The sequence below is a fragment of the Parasedimentitalea maritima genome, assembly GCF_005771405.1.
Lineage (GTDB): Bacteria > Pseudomonadota > Alphaproteobacteria > Rhodobacterales > Rhodobacteraceae > Parasedimentitalea > Parasedimentitalea maritima.
Genome location: NZ_VAUA01000014.1, coordinates 92,303 through 117,600, shown reverse-complemented (window position 1 = coordinate 117,600; position 25,298 = coordinate 92,303). Strand labels below are relative to the sequence as shown.

Below are 25,298 nucleotides of genomic sequence, written 5' to 3'. Positions count from 1 at the left end.
TGTACTAGCTCCCAAGCGAGCGCGACGAGTGAACCGTTGGCACTAGCTTGTTCCGACAATCGAGTATTCGTTTTCTAACCTGAGCGCCTAAATGCAAATGAATATGCATCAAATTAGGAGCTCTCGCCTTGTCCGTTGTTAGCTCTTCTGGGTCCAATTAGGGTAATTTTACCAGAGAATGACCTTGGCTCATCGTAACCACTGAGGATTGTACGATGAAGAAGACAACGAAGAACCCTGGCGAGAAGATGGTCAAAAAATCCGGCTGCTGAACCACGCGAAGGACGGTTTGATCTACTACTTTGGAAAGCAAGCATCGGTCTGCTGAAACCCTTGCTACATTTGATAGGGCTCTATCTCGTCCGCCGACAATGCATAGCCAATGTCTGCGAGATGCGTAGAAATCGAAGAAATGCCAAACATCCCCGTCACGTAAACAGGTTCGAACAGGCCTTCACTTTCGTAAGGTGTGGATGTCGTAACAAGGACCAGCTGATTGGCAGGCGGCGGCGGGACATGCACACATGCCCCGACATAAGGCACTAGAATGAAGGCCGTAACACCAGTGCCATCATAGTCGATAGGTACGATGTACCCGGGTAGACGAACCGTCTGCCCATTCCAGTCCGATCTAACGCCGCTGGATTCTGGCTGCTCACTGGAGAGCGACAGGTTATCGTGTTCAATTATTCCGAGTAGAGATTGCGGAATAGCAGTTTCGGTTTTGGGCAATAGATCGGACCAGCTCAGCTCAATGACATCTTCTGAAAAGGCACGTCCCCCCAAAAAAGGCACAACCGTCAAAGCCGTCAACAGTCTCCGCCGCTTCAGATCCGTTGTTTTCTGCCCCATTGGTTTCTCAACAGCGTATTTTGGGAACTTGTCACTCATTTACTACTCCATTTGGCTTTCCGGTGTTTTCGCGGGCCCGGGCCAGATAAACTGAAATTGTCAAAAGATCCCTCATGGCAACTTCTCTCTCTCGCACCAGAGGCTCCAGTATGTCGGTCTGCGACCAATCAGAACGCAAGGAAAACTGTCGTGCCACGATAGCTCCTGCTTCGGGGCGCTTGTCAACCAATGCTTTGATAGCACTCTGAATTTCTGACTTGAGCACAGGGCCAGCCACACCATGATGCACGGACATAGCCATTACAATCTGTTCCAGCTTGTCAAGCGACTGACGGGGATCCGTCAGTATGTTGTTTGCAAGGTGCTCGACACCCGACACGCCTTCAAGTTCGATAAACGCTGCGGCAAAGGCACCCAGATTGTTGGCCTTGTCGCGTTTGATAGCACGGTTGATGTAGCCATGGATCTCTTTGTGCGCAGCGGGCGAGTCTGACAATCCAAGAAGCAGAGCCCGAATAGCCTGATACCGATATCCATTTATTGTCCAAAGATCCGCCAGAAGCTCATCGCTGGAAATAGTCAAATCTAGCTGACGCAAGTCGGCGTAAGGGACTTTGTCTAACTCTCCAATAGCCAGAGCTTTGTGGGCGGGAACTGAGCTACTTTGCAGGGAAGTAATGAATTCCAGCCGGCTTTGCGGCATACCGCTTTGCCACGATGCACGGTTATCCAAAGCCGTCTGCAACAGGCCACGAAAACTCTCATCCACAAATGCGACGCGGTGCCATCCAGTTTCAGACTGATACGCGAACAACACTTGGTCAGATAGGTTAGCTTCAAGCTTTCGCCGCGTGACACTATTAACAAGCTGTTTGATTGGTGGTCTGTCCGTTTCACCAATCAGCGAACGGGTGACTTCGAAGGAAAAGGGATTTTTGCCCCCTGGGCGCGCCAACACAAGCGTTTCAGCATCCAGAATCCAGTCAACCTGTGTCCGCTCGGGTTTGACCATGTCAAAAACACAAGCAAATAGCGGTGCCGGAGCAACGGACAATGCGGTCAACACGAAGCTGATCGCCCCCTTTAGCCTTACAGACAAGCTCGACAACAAGACCAAGATCGTTCTGCGATCCAACACTGGGTTACCCCTATACTCTCATCACGTCTTAACCATCATACCATCCGCAACGGACATTCTGTAAGCCCGTAATGCAGGGACAAGGCTCACGATTGCGCCAGCCCCCACCACTGCAAGTATCACCCAAACTTCTTGCATTGACGGCATCTCGATCGGGAGCCATAGCCCAAAGGTACTGTCAACAATAGGTTGCGCGATGGCCAGCCCGATATACAGGAAAGCCAACCCCAACAGCGCACCGATCGCCGCCATCACAACAGCTTCTAACACGAGCATTCCAAGAATAGTGACAGGGCGCGCGCCCATCGCTCTATAGATCGCCATCTCACGGCGGCGCTCGTTCAGGCTGGAGAAAATCGTTGCCATCATTCCGATCAGTGCAGTGACAACCACCATGGCCGAGACCGCCAATAGCGCGGTTTCTGCGATCCCAACGATCCCCCACAGCTCCTGCAGCGCAACACCTGGCAAAATCGCAAGTAGCGGTTCTTCGGAGTAATCATTAATAGCACGTTGCAACGCAAAAGTCTGAAGCGGGCTTTCCACGCCGACGAGTGCTGCAGTCACAGCTTGCGGTGTCAGGTCCATTTCTCGAATGACATCCAACGGTGTGGCCTTTCCGGGGAGCTGCGCCCCACTTTGCCAATCAACATGAATCGCCTCGATTGCCTCTAGGCTGACGATCACTGTGCGGTCCACCGGCGTTCCGGTCTTCTCCAATATGCCGGAGACACGAAAAGGCTGGTCCTTATGTTCCGTGAAAGAGGCCAATCCGTGGGCGACGACGATGGAATCATCCACACTGTATACCAATGCTGCAGCAACATCTGCTCCAATCACAGTATCAAACACGTCATCCATGAGGGCGCCCTCTGAAACCTTCACAGATCTGCCCTGCCGGTACTTGTAGTGCTCAAAAAAGGCTGTTGTTGTCCCCATGACCCGGAATTGCCGATGACTGTCGCCGAGCGAGATCGGTACAATCCACTCTACGTCCGGCCTAGCGGCAATATCCTGATAGCTTTCCCAGCTCAGATTGTTGGTCGCACTGCCAATACGAAAGACCGAGTAAAGTAGCAGCTGCACTGACCCCGAACGCGCACCTACGATCAGATCTGTACCCGAGATCGTGTCGGCAAAGCTAGACTTTGCACCATTGCGCACTTTTTCGACGCCAAGGAAAAGAGCCACAGACAGGGCGATGGCAAGGACCGTCATACCAACTGTCAATGTCCGCGCCAAAAGCGAAGCGATCGCAAGGCGAAAAATCATGACGCCGACCTCGCAATCTTTGCAATATCTTCGATGTTGATCACTCGGTCAAAACGTTCACCAAGACGCGGATCATGACTGACCATGAGAAGAGAGGTCTGATGTGTCTGAGTTTGAGCAAATAGCAGGTCCAAAAAAGCTGCCTGGCTGTTAGCATCAAGAGCCGAAGTGGGTTCATCCGCAATAATCAGGGGTGGGTGACCAATCAGAGCCCGTGCAACCGCAACCCGCTGCTGCTGTCCGACGCTCAATGCGCTTGCTTTTTCACTGCCCACCCCTTCGGGCAACCCCAGGGTCGCGCAGAGTTGAGTTGCTTCGGCCAAGGCAACCCCTGCCCGTTTGCGTCGTGCTGGAGCAAAACGAAGCGGCAAAAGGATATTGTCAGAAACTGTGCCAAACGGCAGCAGATTGAACTGTTGGAAAATGACCCCAATTTGCTCTGCTCGGTATCTGTCTCGCGCCCCTCCAGACAAAGAGCTGATCTCTGTACCGGCAATTGACACGACTCCACTATCCGGCAGGATTGCCCCACAAATCAGCGAAAGAAGCGTGGACTTGCCAGAGCCACTTTCGCCCAATAACAAAACCGACTCGCCTAAAGCGACCGCTAGGTCAGGAACAGTCAGCGCAAACCCCGCGCGCCCTGGCCAGCGATAGCCGACATTGGATAGTGTTAAGACAGCTTCACTCACCTTCCTTTAGTGCTCCAAAGCGAGTGTTGGGGCATCTCTACTCACTTCGAACACCTTTGCGCCCGAAGCTGTGATGATCTGAACTTCAACTTCTTGGGCATTGGGGAATGCTTCGAAATAGACAAAGGAAATCTCAGTCAATGCGTCCGGGGCGACGCATGTCAGCATGTATTGAGCATGGAACTCTGTGTGGGTTGGCTCTTCCTGATGTTCTGCGTGGCCTTCATCCGCATGATCATCATGCCCGCCTTCGCCTTCCAGCTCGGCTTGAGCTGACTTTACTGTGCAAGTCGCGGCCTCGGGCATCACAAAAAGCTCCAGAGGCGCAGACAATCTGACTTCCGCGGCCTCAACAGCTGCACGGTCGCTGTCACTTTTTGCACTGTATTCAAATCCCACGATATCCGCTCCAGGCGCATGGAACTCCATCAGCACAGTGGTCCCTTCGATTGCGATGTTAAGCTCACCAACCCCATGTTCGTGGGCGTCTAGCTGGCGGGTTTCGTTTGCTAGTGCGGGCATCGCGGCAAAAAGGGCAATAAGAGAGAGTGCTTGTTTCATGGTAATTCCGTTTTGACTAAGAAGAAAAGATCAGGCCGCGCAGGTCCCGCATTGGCCGTGGATTTCAACGATGTGCCGATCCGCTATAAAGGCGTTTTTATCAGTAAGAGCTGTCAGTCTTGGCAGCAGGTCACTGCCATCATGTTCTTCGACTGAACCACAGTCTTCACAGATTGCGAGAACGGGCACACTTTCAACGTGATTACAGCGACAAGGGACAAAGGCTTTGATGGACTCAAGACGATGCGCACGCCCCTGGTCGGTCAAGGCCGAAAGTGTGCGATACACCGTCGGAGGTGCGATGTCCGGCTCTGCAATCTGAAGCTTTTCAAGGATTTGGTAAGCTGTCATTGGCCTGTCGCAAGCATTTAACACGCTCAGGACATCTTTTTGTCGGGAAGCTGCTCGTTTTCTCAATCAAATCTCCATCGTTTGCAAAATGTTACTTTATAAAATAATTTATGCAAGGTTTGAATCCCGCCTCAAGACCTAGGTTCAGGACGTATTGATTTACGGTGCATTCACATATTCGGCTCGAAGCAGCCTTTCACGAAACCCGTCACTTAGATCCGTTTCTATGAAATCGTACCGGCTCTGCAATCAGCGGAGCCGGGGCGAAACCCTGATGGGTCGTTGAAAGACCGCCATCGGGCCGAAACTCAAGGCGCGCTCATTCGAAAATCAGAAGACATAAGCCAATCTCGGCGTCCGGATACTGAACCGTATGACCGAACTTGGCCGACCCAGTTTCGAACGCACCGCCTGAAATCCGTCTCGAGTAGGGCGCGTTCCGACCTCTTCACCCTCCCTGCAACAAGGCCCTTCTAAGGTCAGATACGAGCAACCAAACAATAGTTAATGTGACCACACCGGGAAAACCGTTCCTAATTCTTCTTGCGCTACCCACCGAGTACGGTCACCACGTCGGACCAAATAACCACGGCACAAGCATTCCTATACCACGTGAATAGTTGGAACCAGGCCTCACCTGCGCCTTTTCGGCACTCACTGGCCATTTTGACAATATACAAGCCACTTTAGACCTGAACTGGTGCTCCCTCGGCGAGAGATTGTGCAGCCGCATCAGCCAGTATTTGCGCGCACAGCCCATCGGTAATTCCTGGCGTCGGCGTCTCGCCTGCTCGAAGCTGGGCGGCAAAATACGTCATTTCCGCCCGATAAGCAGCTTCATAGCGTTCCAGGAAAAAATTCATTACCGGAGCCTTGCGGAAGCCATTTTGATCAGCCACTTCAACCGTATTTTCGAACATGTTTTCAGCTCGAAGTAGGCCACGCGACCCATGCACCTCGACCCGCTGATCATAACCATAAGTGGCGCGTCGCGAGTTCGAGATCTGACATATTTTACCGGATGGGGTGGTCAGCGTAACTGCTGCAGTATCGACATCCCCCGCGTCACCGATCGCAGAATCAACCAGAGCCGAACCAACAGCATAGACAGTTGTCGGCTCTTCTCCCATCAGAAAACGCGCCATATCCAGATCGTGGATCATCATGTCACGAAATAGCCCACCAGACCCTTTGATATAGCCGATTGGCGGCGGTGACGGATCCCGCGACAGAATGGTCACCAATTCGACGTCGCCAATCTCTCCTGCTGCAATACGGGCTTGGATATTTGCAAAGTTCGGATCAAATCGACGATTAAAGGCCGTCATGAATGGCACCCCAGCGGTCTCGACCACTTTGATGCAATCCCGAATACGATCCGTCGACATATCCACCGGTTTTTCACAAAAGATCGCCTTCCCCGCAGCCGCGGCCTGATGGATCAGGTCATAGTGCGTATCGGTGGGTGTGCCAATGACCACTGCATCTACATTCGGGCTGCAGATCAAGGCATCACTGTCCAAGACTTTTGCGCTCGTTCCGGCCGCCAGCGACTGCGCGGTCATGGCAAGGGCATCCGCCACTGCAGTGACCGTTGCGCCGTCGATCGTCGCAATTGATCTGGCGTGCACTTGGCCAATACGGCCACAGCCCAACAATCCTATTTTCAGCATATCACGCCCCCTTGAACGCTTGCAATACACGACGAGTCGCAGCGACCAGCGGATCATGTGTTTCTTTTAAAATACTAACCCGGTCAAATCGCGTTGCATCGCGGTTCACCGCCTCGCGGAGTGCATCGCCAAAGGCGATCCGCAATTCGGTACCAATGTTGAACTTACAGACTCTTGAACCCTGCGCCAGCGCCCTACGCTGCAGTTCGGGCACACCCGACCCGCCATGGATCACCAGCGGCACAGTTGTGACCGCTTCAATCGCACGAATGCGCGCTTCGTCCAGGCCGCCCTCTTTGTCTTGTTGCAGATGGACATTTCCTACCGATATCGCCATGGCATCAACGCTGGTCTCACGGGCAAATTGCACCGCATCTTCTGGGTCAGTCCCAGAGGATCCCTCACCGCCTGAATAACCGACAAAACCAATCTCCCCCTCACAGGAGACACCCGCCGCATGGGCCATATCAACGATGGCTGCGGTGTTATCGATATTTTGCTGCAACGGAGTACGTGACCCATCAAACATCACCGACGTGAACCCGCTCCCAATGGCCACCCGGCACTCTTCGGCAGTGTAACCGTGATCCAGATGCGCCACCACCGGAACCGAAGCCTCCTCGGCCAAATGTCGAAACATCTTTCCCAGAACCGGCAGCGGAGTGTGTTCGCGACAGGAAGGGCCAGCTTGCAAGATCACCGGCACATTCTCGGCTTCGGCGGCGGCGACATAGGCGCGCATGTCCTCCCAACCCAGCGTCACCAGTCCAGCAACCGCATAGCCATTTGCCAGCGCGGGTTGCAAGACATCGGCCAGTGTTGCAAGCGTCATTTGAACTTCGCAATCATGTCTTTAATGCCAGGAATGGTGTCCAGCTGTGCGGCGTGAGTTGGCTGGAAATACTGCACCAGAGAGCGCTGGCTCAGGCCACCAAGGATCGTGAAGTAGTACATCTCATAACCCGGCAGAACCGCACAGGGGTGATAACCCTTGTCCAGCATGATCGTTGAACCATCCATGATGTGGTAGGCGTCACCCGGTTTGTTATCTTCACGCTGCAGCATCTGCACGCCCGAGCCATAGTTGGGACGGAAACGGAAGTTGTAGGTCTCGTCGTGACGGGTTTCATCGGGAAGGCGATCCGTGTCGTGTTTGTGCGATGGGAATCCCGACCAACCGCCCTGCCCCACAGTAAATAGCTCACTGACAAGCAAACGTCCTACTTGGCCGTGCTGCTTTTGACCCAGGATATGCTTAATCTTGCGATGTGTTTTGGTGTCGTCGCTGCCGTATTGAACCAAGTCAATTTCATCGGCACGCACGGCAAACGGGTCCAGCACCTTGTTATAGCGGGCACCTGCCACAAACACTTCGGTTTCGTCTGAAACACAGACGATGGTTACCTTGGCACCAACCGGCGCATAAACACCTTCGGGTTCGCCATCCCAGACGTCAACGGTCCGGGTGCCAATCTTGTCATAGCTAACGCCCTCGACATCGATGTTTACCGTCCCGGTCGCTGGTGCAACGCAGGTTTCATAGCCCGGCACCTGATATTCAAACGCCTCACCTTTATTCAGTTTGACTATGTTGAAATAGTTCAGCGGAACCGTCGGATTGTCCACGTCGACGATTGGGATGTTTTTGTTATCATGTGGGGCGATATGCATAGTTTAGTCCTTTATGAAGCTTGTGTTGGGCCGGGGTGCGAGGCGAGGAAGTCCTCGAGCTCGGCCGGTACTGGCATGGCAGGAGCGCAACCTGGTTGGGCAACAACAATCGAGGCACAGGCAGATCCACGCAAAACCGCCACTTGCATCTCACGTCCCTCTGACAAAGAGGCCAGGAAACCAGCCATAAAACTGTCCCCTGCCCCGGTGGGTTTCAAAGCGGTGACAGGATAGATGCCAGTGCGTGTTTCTTGTTGATCTGCAAAGGTAACGGCGCCTTCGGCACCCATTTTATAGACAACAATTGCAGCGCTGGATGCCGCGAGCTCGCGTGCTTTATCCAAGCCGCGACTGATGTCACCGGCCATAAAGCCAAACTCTTCGTCATTGCCAACAATCACATCCGACAAGGCACCCGCACGCGACAAGACGTCCTCGGCAACCTGTTCCGAGGGCCAGCTGTAGGGGCGATAGTCCACATCAAAGATGATCGGTAATCCAGCTGCGCGCGCCAATTCAAAAGCCCGGAACGCGGCTGATCGGGACGGTTCGGCCGCAAATACCGTGCCTGCCGTTATCAAAGCACCGTATTGGCTGTAGTCCACCGCCTCGACGTCTTCGACGGACATCTGAAAATCAGCGGCATTGTTCCGGTAGATCACCGATTGATGATCCTCCACACGTGTTTCATACACCGCCAACGAGGTCCGGCATTCACCGGTGATCCGCTTTACATGTGTCCGATCTACGCCATAGCGATCCAATTGGCCTTCGCAGTACCAACCAACGGCGTCATCCGACACCGAAGTCACCAACGCTGATTTGCACCCCAACTTCGAAAGTCCCGCAGCAATATTGGCACTGCTGCCCCCCATACCAACAACCATATTGGTGGCCTCCGGGATGCTTGTGCCTGCTGGATCCGGGCACAAATCCATTCCAACCCTGCCAATCACTAGAAAATTGCGTTTTTTGATTCCGTCCAGGATCACTTTCGTCCCTCCGCGTTTCCTGCTTTGGCAGCGTCCAGAACTTCGGGGTATGGATAGTTCATCCCCAGCAACTGGCGCAATTCCGGGCTGGCCTGATCCACAAAGGTCCGGGGCAGCGCTGCAGGCATGTCTTCCATTGGTTTCACCCATTTGGGCAGGTACTGGATCAGGACCGCACTGCGATCATGATCCGCATTATTTGGCATCGCACAGTGCCAGGTCACTCCGTAGAACAGGGCCACATCCCCCGCCTCTCCGGTCATCCGTTCGCAACGCCCATAAAAATCATCTTCTGGCGTTGGGTAACGCAGCTCGCGTTGGCTGCCCGGTACATATCCGGTAGCACCGCTTTCCTCGGTGAACGGATCCAGCAGAACCGACACCTGAGCATTCATTGGAAACGAGCCATTGAACCCAACAGGATGTGTCTCGGGCTTGTGAAAATCCCAATAAGGGTAATCCACATGTGGTTCCTGCCCCGGGCCGCCTGGCAAAATGCGATTGGCGGCGATCGAGCCCATGATGAACTCTGTCCCCAGAAAGTCACGCAGGATTGCCATCAGAACCGGATGTGTGGCCATGCGCGAGAAAACCTCGCCCTTGGCCAGCAGGTTCCAAACCCGGCGCTGCAGGTTCAGGTTTCCCACCTCTTCGGCGGCGCCCTGAAAATGAGTGGCTTTTTCCGCAGATTGCTCGGACTGCGCCATGATGATGGCGCGTGCATCGGTAATATCCTCAGCCGAAAACAAACCAGAGATCCCAGCCGCGCCACCACCATGCAGTAACTCTTGAACAATTTCAGCCGGGTCAGCCGTTTCTGCGGTAAAGCGCTTCATCACACGCCCTTGCGCTGCTTGCTGCGACTGCTTTCCCAGTCGACATGCGCCTCGCGCACGCGATCACTGGTGGTGATATGCGGCGTGCCAACCTCCCACCAGGTGTGGCCCTCGGTGGTCCAGCCTTCGTATGGATCCACCTTCATGACGATGACATGGGTTTTGGAGCTGGATTTGGCACGTTCAAAGGCCTCTCCCAGCTCTGTAGGGTTCAACACGGTTTCGGCAATCGCACCTTGCGATGCGGCATGTGCCTCAAAATCCACCCCAAATGGTTCCGGGATCGTCGGGCTATCCGAAATCAGATTGTTAAAGCTTTCGTTGCCAGTGTTGTTTTGCAATTTGTTGATCACCGCAAAACCACCATTGTCCAACACGCAAATGATCAACTTTTTTTGGCTCAACACCGAAGAATAGATGTCAGAGTTCATCAACATGTAGGAGCCATCGCCCACAAACACGATTGTGTTCTTGTCAGCTTCACGCTCCATCTGCGCAATACGCGCACCCCAGGCTCCGGCAATTTCATAGCCCATGCAAGAAAAACCAAATTCAACATCCACCGTGCTCTCGCTCAGTGTTCGCCAGTTGGCAGTCACCTCGGCAGGTAACCCGCCCGCGGCGGCAACGACACGGTCACGTGGATCACAAAGAGCGTTCACAACACCAATCGCCTGCGCATATGATGCCGGACGGTTCCCGACTTCTACATTTTCGGCCACATAGACATCCCAGGCAGTGCGTCGTTCTTGCGCCAGCCCCGTCCAGGCTTTTGGGGTTTCATAGCCATCAACTGCACGTGCCAGATCCTCCAGCGCCAGTTTTGCGTCACCGACAACAGGCAACGACATATGTTTGGCAGCGTCATGACGTGCCGCATTGATTGAAATAAACCGAGCGTCCTGAGCAAAAGCCGTCCAAGACCCCGTGGTGAAGTCCTGCAAACGTGTGCCAACAGCAACAATCACATCTGTTTGTTCGGCGATTTCATTGGCGCTGTTCGACCCAGTAACGCCTATGGGCCCAATGTTCAAAGGATGGGTTGCCAGCATATTGGCGCGACCTGCGATAGTTTCGACCACCGGAATTTGATGCCTCTCAGCAAAGGCAGTCAGATCGGCAGCGGCCCTTGAATACTGTACCCCGCCGCCTGCAATGATCATTGGGCGCTTGGCCGATTTCAACAATGCTGCCGCATCCGCGATTTCATTGGTGTCGGGGCGCATGCGGCGGATACGGTGGATTTTTTTTTCAAAAAACACAGTTGGATAATCATACGTCCAACCTTGAACGTCCTGCGGAAGGCCCAAAAACGCCGGGCCACAATCTGCCGGGTCCAGCATGATGGCAATTGCGGCTGGCAAAGACTGAATTACCTGTGCCGGATGGGTGATGCGGTCCCAGTACCGAACAACCGGCTTAAAGGCGTCGTTCACACCAAAGGTCGGATCACCAAAGTTCTCCATCTGCTGTAAAACCGGATCCGGCAGACGCGTCAGGAACGTATCCCCGCACAACAGCAACATCGGCAACCGGTTTGCATGGGCCAAAGCCGCCGAGGTCAAAAGATTCGAGGTGCCGGGCCCGGCGCTGGCAGTGCAGAACATAAACCGTTGACGCAGCCATTGCTTTGAATAGCCTGCCGCCGCGAATCCCATACTTTGTTCGTTTTGCCCACGGTACAGCGGCAGTTCGTCCTGAACATTGTACAATGCTTCTCCCAAGCACGTCACATTGCCGTGCCCAAAGATACCAAAGCCTCCCCCACACAGCCGCAATTCTTCACCGTCGATCTCAATGAACTGGTTGCTTAGCCAACGAATAACAGCCTGTGCAGTGGTTAGGCGGATGGTGTCTGGTGCTGTCGTCATTTCAACGCGACCCTTTCAGATTTTACAGCGGCAGGCCGATTGCAGCTTGCGGGATTTCGAATCTCAGGATACAAATTTTGCAACCGGTTGCAAACTGAAATTCAGCGGGACTTTAAAACATGACGGAAATTGGCATCGGAATCTTGGGCGGCGGCTATATGGGCAAGGCTCACGCAGTGGCCATGTCTGCGGTGGGTCCGGTCTTTAACACAGCTCTGCGCCCGCGCCTGGAAATGATCTGCGCCTCCTCTAGTCAGAGTGCCGAACGCTATCGCGAGGCCTATGGCTTTCTGCGTTCGACAGATGACTGGCGCACACTGATCAACGATACAAAAATCGATGCCATTGTCATTGCGTCGCCACAGTCCACACACCGCGAAGTGGCCGAAGCCGCCTTTGCTCTTGGCAAACCTGTGTTCTGCGAGAAACCTCTTGGCGCGTCGCTGGAAGACAGTCGCGCGATGACCGCTGCGGGCGAGGCTTCAGGCTGCGCCAATATGGTTGGCTTCAACTATATCCGCACTCCGGCCAGCCAGTATGCACGCAAACTGATCGCAGACGGCGAACTGGGAGAGATCACCATGTTTCGCGGTGAGCACACCGAAGATTTCTATGCCGACCCCAAGGCCCCTGCCACCTGGCGCACCACCGGCATGGCAAATGGCACCATGGGCGATCTCGCGCCGCATATGATCAATGGCGCGTTGGCCTTGTTGGGTCCAATCACCCGCGTCATGGCCGAGGTCGAGACCGTACATAAAACCCGGCCGGGCGGTGATGTGACTAATGACGACCACGCCCAGATGATGTGCCGTTTTGAAAACGGGGCCATGGGCCAGATGTATTTCAGCCGCATCTCGACCGGGAGGAAAATGGGCTATGCCTACGAGATCACCGGCACCAAAGGCGCTATCCGCTTTGATCAGGAAGACCAGAATGCAATCTGGTTGTATCGTATGGATACCCCCGAGGCCGAGCGCGGCTTTACCAAAATCCTGACCGGCCCGGCGCATCCTGATTATCAACCCTTCTGTCAGGGCCCCGGCCACGGCACCGGGTATCAAGACCAAATTATAATCGAAGCGCGAGACTTCCTGAACGCCATCGAAACCGGAAACCCGATCTGGCCAACATTCCGCGACGGGATGGAAGTCAATCGTGTGATCGCTGCCGCTATTGCCTCATCCCGAGACAGTAAATGGCAAGACATAAACTCGTTCTGAGCATCCGAAAGGTACAACGAGATGACAATCCTAATTGGTAACGCCCCCTGCTCGTGGGGAGTGGAATTTGCTGATGACTCCAGAAACCCAAGCTGGAAATCAGTGCTCAGCGACTGCGCCACAGCAGGCTACAAGGGCATTGAACTGGGCCCTGTTGGCTATATGCCCGAAGACCCAGCCGAACTGGGCGATGCTCTGGCCCAATATGATCTGGAATTGATCGGCGGCGTTGTGTTCCGCCCCTATCACGACCCGGCGGCCTTTGACGACGTACTGGATGCCACACACCGCACAGCCCGCGCACTAAAGGCACATGGTGCAGCGCACATGGTGCTGATCGATTCTATCTCGCCACGTCGCGCTCCCACTGCCGGTCGCGCTGCCGAGGCCGAGCAAATGGATAAGGCTGAGTGGACCGCATATCGCGACCGCATCGCCGAAACCGCGCGCATCGGCACCGAAGAATATGGCTTAACCGTTGGCATCCATGCCCATGCCGCTGGCTTTATGGACTTTGAACCCGAGCTGGAACGCCTGCTAGACGAAGTGGACGAGAAGATCTTGAAGATCTGCTTTGACACCGGTCACCATTCTTATGCTGGTTTTGACCCTGTTGCCTTCATGAAGCGTCATGTGGATCGCATTTCTTACATGCACTTCAAGGACATCGATCCAAAGGTCAAAGCCGACGCTATCGCCAACCGCACCGGTTTCTACGATGCCTGCGGACAGGGCATTTTCTGCAATCTCGGCGACGGCGACGTGAAATTTGACAAGGTTCGCCAAGTTCTGCTGGATGCCGGTTTCACTGGTTGGTGCACCGTGGAACAAGATTGCGATCCAACTCTGAATCCGGATCCTATTGGGGATGCACGGAAAAACCGTGAATTCCTTGAAAACATTGGCTTTAGATAAGGAGCTCCTATCATGAAAAAACTTAAATGGGGCATGATCGGTGGCGGCGAAGGTAGCCAGATCGGTCCAGCACATCGTCTGGGAGCATTAGCAGATGGCCTGTTTGATCTCACCGCTGGCGCACTGGATCACCGCCCGAAACAAGGTCGTGAATACGCGCAACGCCTGGGTGTCGCTGCTGATCGCGCCTATGGTAGCTGGCAGGAAATGTTGGCCGGGGAAAAAATCCGCGACGACAAGATTGATCTGGTCACAGTGGCCACACCAAATTCGACTCACTTTGAAATCACCAAAGCTTTTCTTGAGGCAGGCATAAACGTGCTGTGCGAAAAACCGATGACCATGACAGTCGAAGAAGGCGAAGATATCGTGCGTGTGGCAGAGAAATCGGGCAAGATTTGCGCCGTGAACTACTGCTACTCTGCCTATCCCATGGTGCGGCAGGCCCGCGCCATGGTGCGGGCTGGTGAGCTCGGAAAGATACGCTTGGTGATCACCAATTTCAGCCACGGTCACCACGGCGATGCGACGGATGCAGACAATCCACGTGTGCGTTGGCGCTATGATCCGGAAATGGCAGGCGTGTCCGGCCAGTTCGCTGATTGCGGCATTCACGCGCTGCACATGGCCAGCTTTATCAGCAATGACGAAGTCGAAATCCTGTCGGCTGATTTCGCCTCAACCATCCCCAGCCGCGAACTGGAAGATGATGCCATGGTTAACTTCCGCATGACCGGTGGCACCGTGGGCCGTCTTTGGACCTCCTCTGTGGCTATTGGACGTCAGCATGGTTTTGACATTCAGATCTTTGGTGAAACTGGTGGTCTGCGTTGGACATCCGAACAACCAAACCAGCTGATTTATACCCCGGTTCGCGGACGCACTCAGATTATCGAAAAGGGTGAAGCTGGTCTGCACGAGGATGCACAACGCCTGTCGCGTGTATCGATTGCTCATCCAGAAGGCTTCCCCTTGGCCGTCGCCAATATCTATTGCGATCTGGCAGATGCTATACGCGGCGAAACCCGCGAAGGCCTACCGCTTGCTGCAGATGGTGTGCGCTCCATGGCTGCGGTCCACACCGCGGTAGCTTCGGCCAATGACAGTGGTGCCTGGTTAGATGCTCGACCGTCCATCTTCCGTTAATCAGCAACCCAAAACACTAAAAAGCCGGGTCCTGCCTGGCTTTTCTATTTGAGAGGCTTCAATGTCCCGCGCTCTACAATCGAACAAGGAAAGATTCGCGCTTCGGGGTAGCGGTTGGGTTCGCTTAACATGGCGACCATCAGCTCGATTGACGACGCTACTATCTGACGAATAGGCTGATGAATTGTGGTCAAGTTGATATTCGCCCAGCCGGCCATTTCCATATCATTCAAACCGATAATTCCCAAATCGTCCGGAACGGATAATCCGCTATCCGTAGCTGCAGACAGCGCACCGATGGACAAGACGTCGTCACCGCAGAAATAGGCCTGTGCGGGGGGCGATTTCAACAGCCTAATCATCTCACGTCGCCCTGCGTCAAACGAATAGGCATCTGCAAATGAATAGCTTGTCGTGATCGAGGCATGCGCTGACAACTCGGACATGAACCCGGTGTATCGATCCTGGGTCGACGTGGCCTGCTCGGGGCCACCAAGAAATGCAATATTGTCATAGCCGCGCTTAACTAGTGTGCGGGCAGCCATCCGGCCACATTCCACGTTATCGATGCCAACGACATGCACCTGCGGCGCGCTGGATGAGCGGCCAAAACTATGCACCACCGGCACGTTGGCATCGCGAAACGCCTTGGCGAATCCCGGCGGTAGTGTCGACGAGGCCACAATCACCCCATCAACAGAATACTGGCGCAACATCCGCACCGAGTTCTCTGGATTAGTCTCATCCGTGAGATTGACCAGCAGTGGCCTCAACCCGCTTTCCTGAAGACTTCGAGTGAACAGATCAAAAACCTCAAGAAAAATTGGGTTGTGAAAGTTGTTCGAAACCAGCCCAATCAGCTTGGTGCGGCCGGTGGTCAACGACGAGGCAAGCGCGTTGGGACTGTAACCCAACTCCTGTGCCGCTTTTTCAACTTTTCGGCGCATTTTAACTGAAACCGAAGCCCCATCCGTAAAGGCGCGCGACACTGCAGAGCGAGAAACTCCCGCACGTTCTGCAACCTCTTTCAATGTAATGGCCATCTAATCCCGATCCCCTGATCCAGCGGTGCATCCTTTTATCCGCAATTCCATTCAAAGACAGTATGAATTTCCTCCACTCTTTTTGCAACCGGTTGCAAGAATGACGTGGATATGTTTTAACTTGAGTCGGAAAGATGGAGAGGACCGTCTTTACACAGAAATGTCCGTGATACCTGGGAGGTAATAATGACATCACTGATGAAAAAACTGATGCTGGCTACGGCGGTTGTCGCTGCACCAATGATGATCGCTACAACGGCGTCTGCCGAGGGTGAGAAATATATCTTGGTCAGCCACGCTCCTGACAGCGACAGCTGGTGGAACACCATTAAAAACGGTATCGCTTTGGCGGGCGAACAGATGGATGTCGAAGTTGAATACCGCAATCCGCCAACCGGTGACTTGGCTGATATGGCACGCATCATCGAGCAAGCAGCCGCCTCTGGTCCGAACGGCATCATTACAACGCTGGCTGATCCCGATATTCTCGAAGGTCCAATTCGTGCCGCTGTAGATGCTGGCATCGATGTGATCATCATGAACACCGGCTCCCCGGAAAAAGCGCGTGAAATCGGTGCCCTGATGTATGTGGGACAACCGGAATATGATGCTGGCCATGCCGCTGGTCTACGCGCCAAAGGCGATGGCATCAGCTCCTTCCTTTGCGTGAACCACTATATAGTTCAACCCTCGTCGACCGAACGCTGCCAGGGTTTTGCAGATGGTCTGGGAATCGAACTGGGCACACAGATGATCGATGCTGGCCAGGATCCGTCCGAAGTAAAAAACCGTGTATTAGCTTACCTGTCAGCTAACCCAGAAACTGAAGCCGTTTTGACGCTTGGCCCAACATCCGCAGATCCAACCCTATTGGCCCTAGAGGAAAACGGTTTGGCTGGTGATATCTACTTTGGAACGTTTGACTTGGGCGGTGAAATCGTCAAAGGCATCAAGGCTGGTACTATCCAGTGGGGTATTGACCAGCAGCCATTCCTGCAGGCTTATCTGCCAGTTGTAGTTATGACCAACTACCACCGTTATGGCGTTTTGCCAGGTAACAACATCAACTCAGGTCCGGGATTCGTCACTGCTGATGGCCTGACCAAAATCGAAGAATTTGCGGGCGAATACCGCTAAATCCGACCAACTTCGGGCGCCTATTCGGGCGCCCGTTTTCCATCTACAATCTGGTTTCATAATTTTTGGGAGGGGGCGCTTCAATGACTGGAGTCGCAAACAACACACCCGCCGCCGACGAACGTGTCAAAGAAATTTCCCCATTGCGCCAAGCGCTCATTCGCCCGGAACTGGGTGGCATGGTTGGGACTGTCGCGGTGTTCACTTTTTTTCTTCTGTTCGCCTCTGACAGCGGCATGTTCAACAGCCAAGGTGTGCTGAACTGGTCAATCGTTTCTGCCCAATTCATGATCATCGCAGTTGGTGCCTGCCTGCTAATGATCGCGGGTGAGTTTGATCTCTCAGTCGGCTCCATGATTGGCTTTGCCGGCATGATGATCGCAATTTTCTCTGTGACCCTTGGCTGGCCCGTCTGGATCGCCATACTCACTACCTTTGTGCTGTGCATCGCCATTGGCGGATTGAACGGTTTCATCGTCATACGCACCGGCTTGCCCAGCTTTATCGTCACACTGGCATTCTTGTTCATCCTGCGTGGCTTTACCATCTACCTGCCTCAGCTCATCGAGCGCAAAACTATCATTGGCGGCATCAAAGACGCGGCCGAAGGCGACTGGCTAGCCCCAATATTTGGCGGAAAAATTTTGCAGAGCCTCTTCACCTGGCTTGGCGATGCCGGGCTAATCACGACCTTCAGCCGTGGCAGCCGTATGGGCGAACCGATTGTGGATGGGATTCCCATGCTGATTGTCTGGGCCATCGTCCTGGTTGTTTTAGGGCACGTTCTTTTGACTAAGACCAAATTTGGCAACTGGATTTTTGCAGCCGGCGGCGACGCCGAAGCCGCTCGCAACTCGGGTGTTCCTGTCAACAAAGTAAAAATCCTGATGTTTATGCTGACAGCCTTTTGCGCGACTGTTTTCGCCGTCTGTCAGGTCATGGAATTTGGCTCTGCCGGAGCAGACCGAGGTCTGCTGAAAGAGTTTGAAGCCATCATTGCTGTTGTTATCGGAGGTGCACTGCTGACAGGTGGCTACGGCTCGGTTCTTGGCGCGGCTTTGGGCGCCTTGATCTTTGGTGTGGTCCAGCAGGGCTTATTCTTTGCTGGTGTTGAAAGTTCACTGTTCCGGGTTTTCCTTGGTCTCATCCTGTTGGGTGCCGTGATCCTGAACACCTACATTCGTCGCATCATTACGGGGGAGCGTTGATATGAATTCTGAAAATTCTCCAATCATCCAAATGAAGAACATCGAAAAACACTTTGGCAGCGTCATTGCCCTGGCCGGTGTTTCAGTAGATGTCTTTCCGGGCGAATGCCACTGCCTGCTGGGCGACAATGGTGCAGGCAAGTCGACCTTCATCAAGACCATGTCTGGGGTCCATAAGCCAACGCACGGCGATATCCTTTTCGAAGGTGTACCAATGTATTTCGCTGATCCGCGAGATGCAATATCGGCAGGGATAGCGACAGTGCACCAGCATCTGGCGATGATTCCTCTGATGTCAGTGTCTCGCAACTTCTTCATGGGTAACGAGCCGGAAAAATCCGTCGGACCGCTCAAGTTTTTTGACCATGACTATGCCAACAAAGTGACTATGGAAGAGATGCGCAAAATGGGCATCAACCTTCGGGGACCTGATCAGGCGGTTGGCACCCTGTCAGGAGGCGAACGCCAGACTGTCGCCATAGCCCGGGCCGTGCATTTCGGGGCCAAGGTCCTGATCCTGGACGAACCAACTTCGGCTCTTGGGGTCCGCCAGACAGCCAATGTTTTGGCGACAATCGACAAGGTTCGCAAGCAAGGCATCGCCGTAGTTTTCATCACTCACAATGTGCGCCATGCCATGGCCGTTGGTGATCGCTTTACAGTGCTGAATCGCGGTAAGACCCTCGGCACAGCACAGCGTGGGCAGATTACTCCCGAAGAGCTGCAGGATATGATGGCAGGGGGTCAGGAGCTGGTTTCTCTCGAAGGTAGCTTGGGCGGAACAGTTTAAAACCCTCCCTGCCGCAGCAAAAGCGGCAGGGAGACAGGACAAAACCCGATTGGAGGAAATGCTGGCAGAAAAGGTCGCAGGCCACGTCAGCCGATTTATCTGGTTACGCCAATTTGAGGTCGGTAATAACTCTACGGATATCTCCAGCAATCGGCGACTGGCGATCATCGCCGTCTGTGTCGTAGAATGGGCAGCAGCCATTGCCGATGCAACCGTAGAATCCCATAATCGGGTAGTTGGCAAGACCTGGCGAGATGCAAAGCTGTGTGACACGCGATTTACAGGTTCAAAGACGGCCCCGAAAACAGCCCTGCATGGCTTTTCCAATCTTAGATCGGCTCTGCTTGGAACAATGGAAGATGACGCGCCGCTTGAAGACGCCATTGTTGCCATAGGCGGATAGGAAGTCGCTGTCCTGTTCCACATGTGAGATGCGTTCCGGTCTGGTGATATCTGGTTGTCTCACTTGCGGCGAGACGCTGACTTTAAACAGACCTTCTGCTGGATGTTGAAAAGACTACCGGGTTTATCGATGCCTTTACGCATTTGCGAACCGGCGTTCCATGCAAGGATAAGATCGGCTTGTTGAATGCCTTTCTGGCAGAGGGTCTAAATCTCGGGCTGAGCAAATGGCAGAGGCGTCCAACACCAGTGAATATTTCCAGCTCTCGCGTATGTCACGATGGCATATGGAAAGTGATGGAATCAATCGGGCGCTCGCTATAGTGATCGAAGCGCAATCAGCATTGCCAATGTCGCAATTCTGCGGTGCTGGCGTAACCGATTCCAGCGACAGCCTGTTCTTCCCGACCACCCGTCAGGGAGAGGCGATGAACCTTATAAATGCCAAAAATGGCAACGATCCCGGGATGAAAGCCTACACCCACATCTCGGATAAATTCTGGCCACTTGCCACGCAGAATATCCCAGCAACTGTGGGGGAAGCACCCTATATCCTTGATGGCCCGTTGATGAATGCAACCGGCTAGGAGATCAAAGAGCAGTACGCTGATACCGACGGCTTCACAGATCATGTTTTTACCGCCACTTCGCTTCTCGCGTACCGCTTTATTCCCCGCATCCGAGATTTGCCATCAACGCCGCTCTATGTCCTTGATTCCACCACGGCGCCGAAAGAGGTGAAAGTGTTGATTGGCGGCAAGATCAGAGAAACACGATCATCGCGAATTGGCCTGATATTCTGAGAAGTGCGGCCACTATGGTGGCGGGGATTATGTCGCCAAGCCAACTTCTGCGATAGCCCGCGTCGTGTCCACGTCAACACGAACTGGCCGTCACTCTTCGGGAGATCAGCCGGATCGAACGCACGTTTTTCATCATTGACTGGTTGCTCGACGTGGATATGCAGCGCCGCACACATATTCTGCTCACAGGTGAATATAGGTAGCCAAAATAATGACCAAACCAGCCTATGATACGATTCCGCACCTAGCCGGATCAGACCCCTCAATGGAGTTGAGGAAGTAGATCGCATAGTTTCGGACGAGTTTCCCTACAACGAGGCGCTCCAACTGGAGTGGGCTTCTTGGGTTCACCCACTGAAGCATTCACCGAAAAACTTAGAAAACTACGATAGAGAAGAATCGCAACCTAGCTTAGATCACAGCGAATAGCTCCTGCGCAATACTACGTCGTGCATCATGGTCGCCAAAGTGGTCAGATCGAATACGGGGCGCTTTAGCTCTCTTTGAAGATCATGGGCGTAGGGCGGCAAATCAGTGCATTCCAAAACAATCGTCCCAACATCCGGAGCGCGTTCTATCAATCGACGTCCTGCTATCAGAACTTCGTGCCTAACCTTGGCCAAATCCATGCCATTTCTTTCGTTTCTCAGGATGACTGAGGAAAATTCTTCGGTATCCTCAAGCCCCTGTACCACAATCGGAATGCCCTGTGCCCCGGCGCCCTCGATATGCTTGTCGGTCAATACCGCAGCTGACGCGGTTAACACGCCAACGGGTGCGCGGGTCATCTGGTAAGCCAATGGGACCTGCAACAGCGAGGACACAAAGACGGGAATCGAGACTGCCTCGGCGATTTCTTTCTGGAACAATGCGAGAAAACCGCAGGACCCAGTAATGGCCTGCACGCCCTGGGCTTCAAGTCGTCGCGCGGCCTCCAAAATGGGTACAACCATGTCAGGCGACGGAGAGTTCAGTAGTTTGGGGACGGTGATCCCATGCAGGATTTCATACGTCGTAGTAAATGGTAAGCTCGAGGGGTTCTTGATGTGACCCGGCGGTTTGGGGAAATAGCTTTCCAGCGACAGAACACCAATGGAGATGCCGCAGATATTTTGTCCACCGGGGTCAAAAGTCATGAGAATGCTCCTTTAGAAGCGGTTTGCCCGAAAGGGCGAGAGATCTGTATTGGCGGGTGTTTCAACCACGAGGTCCGCCACGATGCGTCCGGTTTTAGGCGCCATCATCAAGCCGTAGTGGCTATGTCCAAAGGCAGCGATCAGCCCCGGGAAGCCCTCGATTTCACCAATACACGGCAGGCTATCGGGCAGACTTGGCCGCTGACCCGACCAGGTGTGAATGTCGCTTTCGTTCAGGTTCGGCAGCATGGACCGGGTCAGTTTTATTAGTCCATCCAACCTTTTTTGATTGGGTGGCGCATCAAGGCCGGCAAACTCGGCGGTGCCTGCAACTCGTAGCCCGTCATTCATCGACGAGGCGACAAATTTCATATCCATGTCCATTACCGAATGGTTCAGAGCGATACCCGGATCCTGAAACGATACATGATAGCCGCGCTCGGCTTGCATCGGAATGCGGATACCCAGTGGCTGCAGCAGCTTTGTCGACCAAACGCCCATTGATAGGACCAGTTTGGGAGACCAGCAGGGGCCTTCGGCGGTGTCATAAGTCCAGCCGCCATCTTCGGGTCGGATCGCCGTGACCTCTTGGCGCAGAATCTCTCCACCCAAGGTACGGAATTTGTCGGCTAATACCGTGCCGATCTCGCCCGGGGCCAGTGCCCGCGCCTGATCATGAATAAGCACCGCGGCTTGAAAGTCGGGGCTCAGGGCCGGTTCAAGATCACGCAGATCCGCCGCTCCGACCCGTTCTAACCGCGCCCCTTTTTCCTTGCGCATGACATAGCCAATATCCGTCAGATTGGCAGAATCCGGGTTGCGGAAAGCATGGACATAGAGACTGTCACGGATCAGGTCTTCGCGCCCGGTTCCGACCAGGTGTTGGCGGAAAAGAGTCACGCAATCGCGGTTCAACAGTTCCATAGCATCGGAAATCGCCGGAATGCGTGATTTGCGTCCTTCACGTATGAACCGAAGCCCCCAGTGGGCAAGTCGCGGCAGATAGCTCGGCTTAACCGCCACCGGCCCCAAGGGATCCAACAACATGCCCGGCACCTGTTTCCACAGCCCTGGCATAGATTGCGGCACCACAGACCAAGGCGAGATGATCCCGGCGTTGCCGAAAGAGGTCGCTTGCCCCGGTGCGTCGCGGTCCACCAGCCGAACGCGCAGCCCCTTTTCGATCAGCGACAGAGCGGTACAGATACCAATGATCCCCGCACCCAGAACTGTGACGTCCGGGGCCTGATCTTTTGACCTCTGGGTCATGCGGCGGCCCTTTCCTGACGCAGGCTGGCCAACTGCTGGATGATAACCGGCGCGATAACAACCAGTGCCGTAAGATCCGAAGCCCCACTGGGAGCCACCAATAAGATCCCACCAATCGCCATCAGTAACCGCCAGACACTATTCAACGGGGCCATGAAATAGGCGGACACTGCTGTGGCAATGGCAAAAACACCCAGCGCGCAAGTTATGCTGACCTGCAGAAAGCTGAGCAAAGTGAAATACTCGGGCAGCACAATCAGCATTGTCGGCGCATAGACAAACACCATTGGCACCATCAGTTTCCCCAACCCCAGGGTAAAGGCGCTCATGCCAGTTCGGAACGGGTTGGCGCCGGCGATACCGGCAGCGGCATAGGCGGACGCGCAAACCGGTGGAGTAATCTCGGAAATCACACCGTAATACAGCACGAACATATGGGTGGCGAGCGGCGGCACCCCCAGTTGGTTCAGGGCCGGTGTGGCGACAGCCACCAGCATGATATAGAGCGCCGTGGTCGGCAGCCCGGCCCCCATCAGGATACAGGCCATAGCGATCAGGACCAGTGACAGGAATTGCTGAATCGAACTGTGGCTAAAGGTTTCAAGCCCGGTCCAGTCCAGCAGCGGGGCCAGCGTCGCCGCCATATCTGCCGCACCACCAGTCACCATAAAGCCAAGGCGGAAGCCAACTCCGGTTGTGTTGATAACGCCGACAACAATGCCCACCGCAGCCGAAGCCGCCCCCACGGCCAGCGCATATTGAACACCGACGTGAAAACTATCAAACAGGTCCCGGAAGCTTTGTCTTTTGTTGCGATGCAGGCTGCCAAGGATGGTCAGCGCCGCCAGCATGCCGGCCATCTCGGGGGAATACCCCTCGCCGGAATAGGGCGAGGCCTTCCAGAAGATGAACCCCAGTAAGGCGAGCGGTATGGGCAAAGTCAGCGGTCGGTCCATGCCGCAGAACCCCACGACAATACAAAGGTTGAGCCCGATAAAGGCGGCCATATTGGGGGAGTAGCCAGAGAACAACACCAGCAGCAGCGCGATCAGCGGAATGATCGTATACCAGCCGTCTTTCCACACGGCCACCATATTGGGCAATTGATCCCGGGTATAGGTGGGCAACTTCAACCGTTTAGCGGTGAAATGCACAATCGACATCACGCCGATATAGTGCATCAGCGCCGGGACAATGGCAGCGATCACGATGGTGGTATAGGGCACCTCAAGATACTCAGCCATCAGGAAGGACGCAGCGCCCATGATGGGTGGCGTGATTTGCCCCCCAGCCGAGGCCGCGGCCTCAACCCCGCCGGCAAAATGGCCGGGATACCCCATCTTCTTCATATTGGGGATGGTCAGCGATCCGGTAGACACCGTATTGGCAATCGAGCTGCCCGAGATGGTGCCAAAGAAGGCAGACGATATGACCGAGACCTTGGCTGGACCACCGGTATATCGCCCGGCCAGGATCATCGCGTTATCAACAAAAAACTGTCCCAAACCCATGCGTTGCGCCACCACGCCGAACAGCACAAAGTGAAACACCACTGTTGAAACCACCCACAGGGTCACCCCAAAGATGCCCTCGGACGGGAAATACATGTTGTTGACGAATTGCTGCCAATTGACGCCCGGATGCTTCAGGATCTGCGCCGGCATATAGGGGCCAAACAAGGCGTAGATCATAAAGACCAGAATAATCAGCGGCAGCACAAAGCCGATTGTCCGGCGGGCAATCTCTAATACGGTCAGCACCAGAATGGAGCCAAAGAACACATCCGGCCCCGATGGGTTGCCCTGACGCAGCGCCTGCTCGTCGATGTCAAATCCAAAGCCGGAAAACCCGCGCCAGCTGAGCCACAGGAAAAGCGCCGCAGAAATGCCCAAAGCTGCAAGCGCCCAGTCATATAACGGCACATTGCCCGGAGCCAACGGCCGCCCGCCCCGCCATTCCAGAGCACGGGCTGATTTGATCAATGGGAAACCAACAAAGATGAACAGGAACAACCCCGACAAGTGGATGCCCATGTGAACATGGTCAACCGGCGTACCAAACCCCGCAGTCCACAGGTGATAAAGCGCAAAGCAAATGCTGGCCCAGTAGATCACCCTGGTCAGCACGGGGCCATTGTCACGGGTGTTCAGCGCTGAATCATACTTCTTTTCCAGCTCTTCCAGCGTTTTATTGTCGAGATGCGAATTGACGGGCATAGGAGGTTCCCAAAAAATTGGATGCAGTCGCCCTGTGCAGGCGCGGCCGCAATAGCCACTGCCCTGCCACTAACAGGCAAACAAAAGGCGGCAGCGAAAAG

General features: G+C 54.3%; 22 protein-coding genes and 1 pseudogene. 7 read left to right on the top strand and 16 right to left on the bottom strand.

All coding sequences use genetic code 11. From position 1 onward, the window contains the following. Positions 1-336: 336 nt before the first annotated feature. From FEE96_RS22150 to iolD, 12 genes are all read right to left on the bottom strand, one after another. Positions 337-891, bottom strand: a complete 555-nt coding sequence (locus FEE96_RS22150; protein WP_246079555.1) for a DUF3299 domain-containing protein — start codon at positions 889-891, stop codon at positions 337-339. Continuing rightward, entirely contained in the window at positions 884-1,990 is a 1,107-nt protein-coding gene (locus tag FEE96_RS22145) for a hypothetical protein (protein WP_138165310.1), read from the bottom strand. The genes FEE96_RS22150 and FEE96_RS22145 overlap by 8 nt, the downstream gene beginning before the upstream one ends. Before the next feature lie 21 nt (positions 1,991-2,011). After that, positions 2,012-3,262 (bottom strand): ABC transporter permease, encoded by a 1,251-nt coding sequence (locus tag FEE96_RS22140; protein WP_138165309.1) that lies wholly within the window; start codon positions 3,260-3,262, stop codon positions 2,012-2,014. Beyond that, complete coding sequence (locus FEE96_RS22135; RefSeq protein ID WP_138165308.1) at positions 3,259-3,954, bottom strand: ABC transporter ATP-binding protein; 696 nt, start codon at positions 3,952-3,954, stop codon at positions 3,259-3,261. Before FEE96_RS22135 ends, FEE96_RS22140 begins: the two co-directional genes overlap by 4 nt. Before the next feature lie 6 nt (positions 3,955-3,960). Then, on the bottom strand, positions 3,961-4,515 hold the full coding sequence (locus tag FEE96_RS22130; protein ID WP_138165307.1) for a DUF2796 domain-containing protein: 555 nt from the start codon (positions 4,513-4,515) through the stop codon (positions 3,961-3,963). Positions 4,516-4,545: 30 nt separating this feature from the next. Beyond that, positions 4,546-4,932 carry a Fur family transcriptional regulator gene (locus tag FEE96_RS22125; RefSeq protein ID WP_138165306.1) on the bottom strand — a complete coding sequence of 129 codons (387 nt, stop codon included), beginning with the start codon at positions 4,930-4,932 and terminating at the stop codon, positions 4,546-4,548. Between the two features lie 620 nt (positions 4,933-5,552). Then, the gene (gene iolG, locus FEE96_RS22115) at positions 5,553-6,539 is read right to left on the bottom strand and encodes an inositol 2-dehydrogenase (RefSeq protein WP_138165305.1); all 987 of its coding nucleotides are present in this window, start codon (positions 6,537-6,539) and stop codon (positions 5,553-5,555) included. Between the two features lies 1 nt (position 6,540). Then, on the bottom strand, positions 6,541-7,371 hold the full coding sequence (locus FEE96_RS22110) for a class II fructose-bisphosphate aldolase (protein WP_138165304.1): 831 nt from the start codon (positions 7,369-7,371) through the stop codon (positions 6,541-6,543). Continuing rightward, entirely contained in the window at positions 7,368-8,210 is an 843-nt protein-coding gene (locus tag FEE96_RS22105; protein WP_138165303.1) for a 5-deoxy-glucuronate isomerase, read from the bottom strand. The genes FEE96_RS22110 and FEE96_RS22105 overlap by 4 nt, the downstream gene beginning before the upstream one ends. An 11-nt stretch (positions 8,211-8,221) precedes the next feature. Beyond that, a complete protein-coding gene (gene iolC, locus FEE96_RS22100; RefSeq protein WP_281278375.1) occupies positions 8,222-9,202 on the bottom strand; it encodes a 5-dehydro-2-deoxygluconokinase in 981 nt (326 codons plus the stop codon). After that, entirely contained in the window at positions 9,199-10,038 is an 840-nt protein-coding gene (locus FEE96_RS23715) for a phytanoyl-CoA dioxygenase family protein (RefSeq protein WP_138165301.1), read from the bottom strand. The genes iolC and FEE96_RS23715 overlap by 4 nt, the downstream gene beginning before the upstream one ends. Further along, on the bottom strand, positions 10,038-11,909 hold the full coding sequence (gene iolD, locus FEE96_RS22090) for a 3D-(3,5/4)-trihydroxycyclohexane-1,2-dione acylhydrolase (decyclizing) (RefSeq protein ID WP_138165300.1): 1,872 nt from the start codon (positions 11,907-11,909) through the stop codon (positions 10,038-10,040). Before iolD ends, FEE96_RS23715 begins: the two co-directional genes overlap by 1 nt. Positions 11,910-12,028: 119 nt before the next feature. Between iolD and FEE96_RS22085 the strand changes: the two genes are divergently transcribed. The 3 genes from FEE96_RS22085 to FEE96_RS22075 are packed head-to-tail and all read left to right on the top strand — an operon-like array spanning position 12,029 to position 15,193. Continuing rightward, positions 12,029-13,132, top strand: a complete 1,104-nt coding sequence (locus FEE96_RS22085; protein WP_138165299.1) for a Gfo/Idh/MocA family protein — start codon at positions 12,029-12,031, stop codon at positions 13,130-13,132. A gap of 21 nt (positions 13,133-13,153) precedes the next feature. After that, on the top strand, positions 13,154-14,047 hold the full coding sequence (locus FEE96_RS22080; RefSeq protein ID WP_138165298.1) for a TIM barrel protein: 894 nt from the start codon (positions 13,154-13,156) through the stop codon (positions 14,045-14,047). Positions 14,048-14,059: 12 nt separating this feature from the next. Beyond that, positions 14,060-15,193 carry a Gfo/Idh/MocA family protein gene (locus FEE96_RS22075; protein ID WP_138165297.1) on the top strand — a complete coding sequence of 378 codons (1,134 nt, stop codon included), beginning with the start codon at positions 14,060-14,062 and terminating at the stop codon, positions 15,191-15,193. A 44-nt stretch (positions 15,194-15,237) separates the two neighbouring features. Here the strand turns inward: FEE96_RS22075 and FEE96_RS22070 are convergent, their stop codons facing one another. Beyond that, on the bottom strand, positions 15,238-16,236 hold the full coding sequence (locus tag FEE96_RS22070; RefSeq protein WP_138165296.1) for a LacI family DNA-binding transcriptional regulator: 999 nt from the start codon (positions 16,234-16,236) through the stop codon (positions 15,238-15,240). 186 nt (positions 16,237-16,422) lie between these two features. Here FEE96_RS22070 and FEE96_RS22065 point away from each other — a divergent pair, with 186 nt between their 5' ends. From FEE96_RS22065 to FEE96_RS23900, 4 genes and pseudogenes are all read left to right on the top strand, one after another. Then, entirely contained in the window at positions 16,423-17,373 is a 951-nt protein-coding gene (locus FEE96_RS22065; RefSeq protein WP_138165295.1) for a sugar ABC transporter substrate-binding protein, read from the top strand. An 83-nt stretch (positions 17,374-17,456) separates the two neighbouring features. Continuing rightward, positions 17,457-18,581: an ABC transporter permease gene (locus FEE96_RS22060; RefSeq protein ID WP_138165294.1), complete on the top strand. Its 1,125-nt coding sequence runs from the start codon at positions 17,457-17,459 to the stop codon at positions 18,579-18,581. Between the two features lies 1 nt (position 18,582). After that, positions 18,583-19,371 (top strand): ATP-binding cassette domain-containing protein, encoded by a 789-nt coding sequence (locus FEE96_RS22055; RefSeq protein WP_138165293.1) that lies wholly within the window; start codon positions 18,583-18,585, stop codon positions 19,369-19,371. A gap of 16 nt (positions 19,372-19,387) precedes the next feature. Continuing rightward, positions 19,388-20,755 (top strand): annotated as a pseudogene (locus FEE96_RS23900) (Tn3 family transposase); the annotation flags it as partial. Between the two features lie 237 nt (positions 20,756-20,992). Here FEE96_RS23900 and FEE96_RS22025 read toward each other — a convergent pair. Genes FEE96_RS22025 through FEE96_RS22015 form a run of 3 tightly spaced genes read right to left on the bottom strand, consistent with a single transcriptional unit; the run spans position 20,993 to position 25,197 of the window. Beyond that, a complete protein-coding gene (locus FEE96_RS22025; protein WP_138165290.1) occupies positions 20,993-21,712 on the bottom strand; it encodes an aspartate/glutamate racemase family protein in 720 nt (239 codons plus the stop codon). A 12-nt stretch (positions 21,713-21,724) separates the two neighbouring features. Then, positions 21,725-22,981: an NAD(P)/FAD-dependent oxidoreductase gene (locus FEE96_RS22020; protein ID WP_138165289.1), complete on the bottom strand. Its 1,257-nt coding sequence runs from the start codon at positions 22,979-22,981 to the stop codon at positions 21,725-21,727. Next, complete coding sequence (locus tag FEE96_RS22015; RefSeq protein WP_138165288.1) at positions 22,978-25,197, bottom strand: TRAP transporter permease; 2,220 nt, start codon at positions 25,195-25,197, stop codon at positions 22,978-22,980. Before FEE96_RS22015 ends, FEE96_RS22020 begins: the two co-directional genes overlap by 4 nt. Positions 25,198-25,298: the final 101 nt, after the last annotated feature.